Raw genomic sequence first — 6,000 nt, forward strand, 5'->3', positions numbered from 1 at the left:
GGCAACGCTCGTCTGCACAGGGACGGCGATCGCGATGTACGTCGTTCATGTGGAGACCACGGCGAGGCCCTGGGGAACTACGTGATCGTCCACAAATGCAGTAGCTGCGAGTTTCATGCTGCTCGATGCGCGCGCACTCGTTGAACCAGTAGAAGGTGTGCGGAGCGCTGCGGCTGCCCATCGACGCCACAAGGCTCGGAGCGGATGGCCAATCCGCCGTCAGTTCCGGCTCGTCGAAGAACCGCCAGCCATACATGGATCCGCCAATAGCCAGCGACTTGAAGAAGTCCTCGACAGTGATGAGATCAGCAAACGGGATAGCCGGCCCATCGGCCCGATCTCGGGAAGGGCTGTAGTCGGCGGGCGGTGCGCACGATCTTGCCGGCGATGTGCAGGACCTTGTAGCGGAAGGTATCCGGTGTGGCTTTGGCGATGCCGGGGTGGTCTTTGAACCCGATCAGTTTTGACCACGAGATCAGATCGGCGGCGGCGAGGGCGATCTCGAGCCAGCCTGGTGACCGGGCCATCGGTCGCGGCACGCCGGGGCCAGACGCGGCTCTCAGGATCTGTCGGCGACCAGGTCGTCGACGTAACGGAGAACCGGTGACTCGCCGTGCAGGTCGAACTCGACCCGGCACCCGACGGGAAACAGGATCCGTCGGCTCTGGTGGCCGTACTCGACGTTGGTGACGACCGGGAATCCGCCGCCGACGCAGCGCAGGACCAACTCGTCGACGTCGGCGTCCGGGGCGTCGACGGTGTCCCACGCGGCGGGCGCCCCGATCACCAGGGCCGCGATGTCGTCGAAGACGCCGGCGAGCCGGAAGTGGGTCAGGGCGGTGTCGACCTCGGCGAAGGTGGCCGTCATGGCCTCGAGCAACAGGATCGCCCCGGACGTCCGCGCCATCCACGCAGTGCCCACCAAGGCTCGGACGGCCGTGAGGTTGCCGCCCACGACGACCCCGGTCACACAAGGTCGCTCGGCACGGTGGACGCGCCACCGGGGTCCGGTGATCTCCTGGCCGGCGATCGATCCGGTGACCATTGTCCAGAAGGCGTTCTCGGTCCGGGGTTCGACCGACTCCTTCGAGAAGTTGTGCCCCGTGGCCCCATGCAGGGTGGGGATCCGGGTGGCCGCCCAGATCGCGTTGTTGAGGCTGGTCGGATTGCTGAATCCGGCGAAGAGCTTGGGATTGGCGCGGATCGAGTCGTAGTCGAGCCTGTCCACGAGGTGCTCGGCACCGGTCCCACCGTTCACGGGGAGAACCATGGCGACCTCGGGGTCGGCGAACATCTCCATGACACCGGCGGCGCGCCGCTCGGCGCTGCCAGCGAGGTAGCCGAGCCGGTCGAGGACACCATCGGCGGCCTTGACGGAGTAGCCGCGCCCCTCGAGATAGGTGGTGAGGCGCTGGAGTTCGTCCTCCGACACCGGCGAGGACGTGCTCACGAGCCCGATCGTCTCACCCGGACGTAGCGCTCTCGGCCTGAGGATGTCCATGCCGGTCATTCAAACAGCCGGTGCCGCGTCCACCGCCACCTGAGCCCATCGTTCACCGAGAGAACGAACGACCGACACAGCGTCTCCGAAAGGCCGTTCCTACGCGGTCGTCGGCTTGGGCTCCAACCCCACGGCCAGCTCGACGTCAAGCCAATCTCGGTTGCGGGCGGACGGCCCTCAGCGGGTCGATGACAGACCGGCGAACCGATCCGCCGCTACGACGTCGGGGAATCGGACAACCTCCTGGCCTGCTTCCGGAGTCAGGTCGGCAGGAGGGTGGTGCCAGATGATGTACGCCGTGACCAGTGGTACGGATGCACCGGCGTTCGAGGAGTACGCCAGTGACGCCTGGCCGTCGCTGTACCGCCACGCCTACCTGCTCACCGGCAACCACGCGGACGCTGAGGACATCGCACAACAGACGCTGTTGAAGGCGTATCGGTCCTGGTCGCGGATCTGCCGGTCGGACTCGCTGGAGGCGTACCTGCGGCGGATACTCACCAACACCTTCTTGTCGGCTCGCCGACCGAAGAAGCGGCGGTTTGAGTTGTTGACCGACACCCCACCAGAGCACGACAGCACACCCGTGCACCACGGCCCTGAGGATCGGTTGATGCTTTGGCCGTATGTGAAGTCGTTACCGCCGCGCCAGCGCGTGGTGATCGTGCTGCGCTATTACGAGGACCTCACCGAGCAGGAGATCGCCGACACGCTGGGCTGTTCGCGCGGCACTGTGAAGTCCCAAGCACACCGCGCCCTCAAGGCGTTGCGAGCCGCCATGGGCTCAGAACGCGCCGACGGGAGGGAGAGTTGAGATGAACGTCAACGTCAACATAGAAGAAGTCCTGCGCCGCGAGTTGCGCGATGTGGCCGAGGGCCTGCGGGTGCCGACCCGCCCGACACTGCCGCAGGCGCCGCCTCGCGCCCTCCGCTACTGGCAGCCGCTGTTAGCTGCTGCGGCGGTGATGCTGATCGTCGCCGGCGCGGTCGCGGTCGCGGCGTGGTACCGAGATGGCGAGACGTTCCAGCCGGCGCCGCAGCCCACCAAGAGCCGCACCGCCCACGCCCTCACGACGAACGCGCCGACGGTGCCGTACCTGCTCGATGGGCGCTTTTACGTCGCCGGTGAGCGGTTGCCCGGCTCCTGGCAGACCGTAGAGCACGCTGGTGGCGCCTGGGTCGCCCAACGCGACGACGACACCTGGTGGTGGGGAACCAGCGCCGAGCCACACGCCGTCCCGGGCGGGGTCCCCCTCCACACACGCCTCTCCCCCGACGGCAGGCTGCTGGCGGTCACCTCCACCCAGGCAGGTGGGCAGGTGCGGCTCCTTGACACCCGAACGGGCGAGACCCTCGGCACGCTGCGGATCGACCTGAGCGGCCCCCGCGATACGAGCGGGCTCGGCCTCGTCGCCGTCACCGACAACGCGCAGGTCTTCCTCGCAGGCGACACGCAGCGATCGATGTGGCTCGGACCCGACAGCCAGGAAACCGTCGACCTCACTGTCACCGCACCCAATCAGTGGGTCCAAGCCAGTACCGCGGCCGGCCTGGTCGTAATCGACGCAAACAAGGACGGCCAGCCCGATGCGATGTACCTGGCACAGGTATCCAACTCCGGCGAGTTCACCCGGTTGCGCGCACTCCCCGGCGAGGACGTCGTGGTCAACCCTTCCGGGACGTGGCTCGCGCGTGGTGGCAGCTGGGGCGGTGAGGCGCCGACGGATCCGTCGATCCAAGCGCAGCCGATCGATGGCGGCCAGCCTGTCAGGCTCACCTCACCAGACGACCGCGACCTGCTCGCCTGGGCCTGGGAGACCGACGACCTGCTGATCGCCAAGCTGATCAGCGACGGCAGCGATACAGGCTTAGCGCGCTGCAGCGTCCAGCAAGCACGCTGCGTACTGATCGACGCCCCGTAAAAGAGGCGACACCCGAAACCATCCGGTCAATTGTTGGCTGACATTCCAACCATGTGAAGACGCACGGAGGACCTCCATGTACGCGACCCAAAGAAGCTGGAAGACCTACGCCCTCGGGGCCGCGGTCGTCGGCGCGCTCCTGTCATCCACGGGCTGTGGGTTGGTAAGCGCGGGCGACGCGGCAAACTTCACCCCAACCCCCTCCGACGCGCCAACCCTCTCCGACACCCCAACCCTCTCCGACGCTCCGAGCCCCTCCGACACTCCGAGCCCGACCGGCTCCACCAGGTCCGGCGGCGCAGACAAGGACGGTGGTGGTGAGGCCACCACCACGGCCTGCACGTCCGCGAATATCTCGATCACCGCGGCGGATGAGCCCCAAGACGAGGTCAAGCACCTGTTCCTCGCCGCCACCAACACCGGCGACAAGGACTGCGTTCTCTACTACTACCCGAACGTTCGCTTCGGCGTCGACGACGCTGTGGATCGGGTCGGTGTGATGGAATCCGAGCCGCAGGCGGTCGTCGCGATCGGGCCGGGCGAGAAGGCGTACGCGGGCATGCTCCTGTGGCGAGTTGACGAGGAAGTCGACACCGTGGAGTCGCTGATCGTCGGCTTACAGGGCCGCGTCCCCAACACCGATGCGGGCAAGCCGCTGGAGGTCGCACTGCCCGACGAAACTAATTTCCTGAACGTCGGTCCCAACCCCCTGGTCACGTACTGGAACAGCGATGCCGACACGGTCAAGGACTTCATGTTCAGGGCCGGCGGCAGCTAAAGAGGGGGGAGCGGACGAAAGTCATGTGCCACCTACCCACCCGCATCCCCCGTGCGAGTCCTGCTCGCCGTGATCGAGATCCCCCGGTCGCGGTCATGGTCGGACTAGTCCCGCAGGTGGAGGCGAGTGGCCGCCAGGGGGAAGCCTTGGGCCGCCCTGTCCTGTGAGGCTGAGGGCATGTCTCCCACCTCCCCACACGTCCCGGCCACCACGGAAACGCCGCAGCGGGAGCAGGCCGCGCCGGTGGCCTCCAAACGCCGGATCCAGGCACTCGACGCGCTGCGCGGCCTCGCGCTGTGCGGAATCATCTTCATCAACATCCCGCAGACGATGGAGATGTTCCGGTACGCCGGTGAGATGCCGCTGGTCCTGCGGGTCCTCGCCCTCGGACGCTTCTACCCGATCTTCTATCTGCTGTTCGGCATCGGGTTCGGGCTGTTCCTGCGGTCGGCCACCCGATCCGCCCCACGGCCTCGGGTCCTGCTGCTGCGACGCTTCGCCGCTCTCGCGATCCTCGGCGGGCTGTTGCAGTTGATCCAGCCGGGTGAGGTGCTGCTGCCACCGTGGTCAGCGTCCGCATCACCAACACACCCGCGTACGCTCCCGCCCCCGCGTCCTCGACCGGCGGCTATGGCCTGAAGGGCATGAGCGAGCGTGTCCGGCACGTGGGCGGCCGGCTGTCAGCCGGGCGCCTCGGCGACGGAGGATGGCGGGTCGAGGCCCGCTTCCCGGTCCCCCCGGTCGATACCGCGTGACCATCAGGGTGGTGCTGGCCGACGACCAGGCCGTGGTCCGCGCCGGGTTCCGCGTGATCCTCGAATCCGAGGCCGACATCACGGTCGTCGGAGAAGCTGCCGACGGCGCCGAGATCGTCGAGGTCGCCCACCGCACCCGCCCGGACGTCGTCCTCATGGACGTCCGGATGCCCCGCCTCGACGGCATCGCCGCGACCGAACGTCTCACCCGCTCCGACGACCCGCCCGCCGTCCTCGTGGTGACCACCTTCGACCTGGACGAGTACGTCTTCTCGGCGCTGCGCGCGGGAGCCTCGGGGTTCATCCTCAAAGACATCGAGCCGGATGAGCTGGCCGAGGCAGTGAGGCTCATCGCCTCGGGCCAGGGCGTCATCGCACCACAGGTCACCCGCCGCCTCATCGCCGAGTTCGCGCGCACCCCCAAGGCGCCGCGCGCCCGCCCAACCACCACGGGCCTGACCGACCGCGAGCGCGACATCCTCGTGCTGATAGCCCGGGGCATGTCCAACGCCGAGATCGCCCAGGCGCTGTTCGTGAGCGTGTCCACTGTGAAGACCCACGTCGGCAACCTGCTCACCAAACTAGGATGCCGCGATCGCATCCACGCCGTCGTCTACGCCTACGAGCACGGCATCGTCGAACCGGGTTCCTGACCCTAAGGGGAGGCGAGCACAACGCGTACCCGGCGGCGGCCTTGGGCCAGTGCCCGCAGACTCCGCGACAGCCATCACCATCGCGCACCTGGGCGGACGCCGGTGCGGTGTGGCAGATGGCGCACAGGCATATGTCGTTCGACCTCGTCATCACGCCGCCTCCTTCCGCACATGCGCTGCCGCGTTACGCACCTCTGGAGTGGGGCCGATCAGCAACTGACCTGCCCCGTTCTTTCCGGATTGTGGTCCCCACTAGGGTATGTCGGAATAGATAGGAAGGGTCCTTGGATGTCAAAGGCTCGGCGGTCGTTTTCTCCTGAGTTTAAGGAAGAGGCGGCGAAGGCTGTGATCGATCAGTCGCGGAAGGTGGCAGAGGTAGCTCGCGAGATCG

General features: G+C 67.2%; 8 protein-coding genes. 6 read left to right on the forward strand and 2 right to left on the reverse strand.

What is annotated here, in order from left to right; genetic code table 11:
• Positions 1–305 precede the first annotated feature (305 nt).
• Together B141_RS0134395 and B141_RS0134400 are read right to left on the reverse strand one after the other, a co-directional pair.
• Complete coding sequence (locus tag B141_RS0134395) at positions 306–527, reverse strand: transposase (protein WP_020579723.1); 222 nt, start codon at positions 525–527, stop codon at positions 306–308.
• Between the two features lie 32 nt (positions 528–559).
• Positions 560–1,450 carry a S66 peptidase family protein gene (locus tag B141_RS0134400; protein WP_157181504.1) on the reverse strand — a complete coding sequence of 297 codons (891 nt, stop codon included), beginning with the start codon at positions 1,448–1,450 and terminating at the stop codon, positions 560–562.
• 349 nt (positions 1,451–1,799) lie between these two features.
• Here B141_RS0134400 and B141_RS44365 point away from each other — a divergent pair, with 349 nt between their 5' ends.
• From B141_RS44365 to B141_RS53120, 6 genes are all read left to right on the forward strand, one after another.
• A complete protein-coding gene (locus B141_RS44365; protein WP_237742881.1) occupies positions 1,800–2,315 on the forward strand; it encodes a SigE family RNA polymerase sigma factor in 516 nt (171 codons plus the stop codon).
• A gap of 1 nt (position 2,316) precedes the next feature.
• Positions 2,317–3,423 (forward strand): hypothetical protein, encoded by a 1,107-nt coding sequence (locus B141_RS0134410; protein ID WP_020579726.1) that lies wholly within the window; start codon positions 2,317–2,319, stop codon positions 3,421–3,423.
• A 76-nt stretch (positions 3,424–3,499) separates the two neighbouring features.
• Positions 3,500–4,201 carry a DUF4232 domain-containing protein gene (locus B141_RS0134415; protein WP_020579727.1) on the forward strand — a complete coding sequence of 234 codons (702 nt, stop codon included), beginning with the start codon at positions 3,500–3,502 and terminating at the stop codon, positions 4,199–4,201.
• A gap of 177 nt (positions 4,202–4,378) precedes the next feature.
• Positions 4,379–4,840: a heparan-alpha-glucosaminide N-acetyltransferase domain-containing protein gene (locus tag B141_RS44370; protein WP_020579728.1), complete on the forward strand. Its 462-nt coding sequence runs from the start codon at positions 4,379–4,381 to the stop codon at positions 4,838–4,840.
• Between the two features lie 112 nt (positions 4,841–4,952).
• Complete coding sequence (locus tag B141_RS0134425; RefSeq protein WP_020579729.1) at positions 4,953–5,609, forward strand: response regulator; 657 nt, start codon at positions 4,953–4,955, stop codon at positions 5,607–5,609.
• 288 nt (positions 5,610–5,897) lie between these two features.
• Positions 5,898–6,000, forward strand: a 103-nt coding sequence (locus tag B141_RS53120) for a transposase (protein ID WP_020579986.1), incomplete at its 3' end; no start/stop codon positions are given.

This window comes from Actinopolymorpha alba DSM 45243, from assembly GCF_000373925.1.
Taxonomy (GTDB): Bacteria; Actinomycetota; Actinomycetes; order Propionibacteriales; family Actinopolymorphaceae; genus Actinopolymorpha; species Actinopolymorpha alba.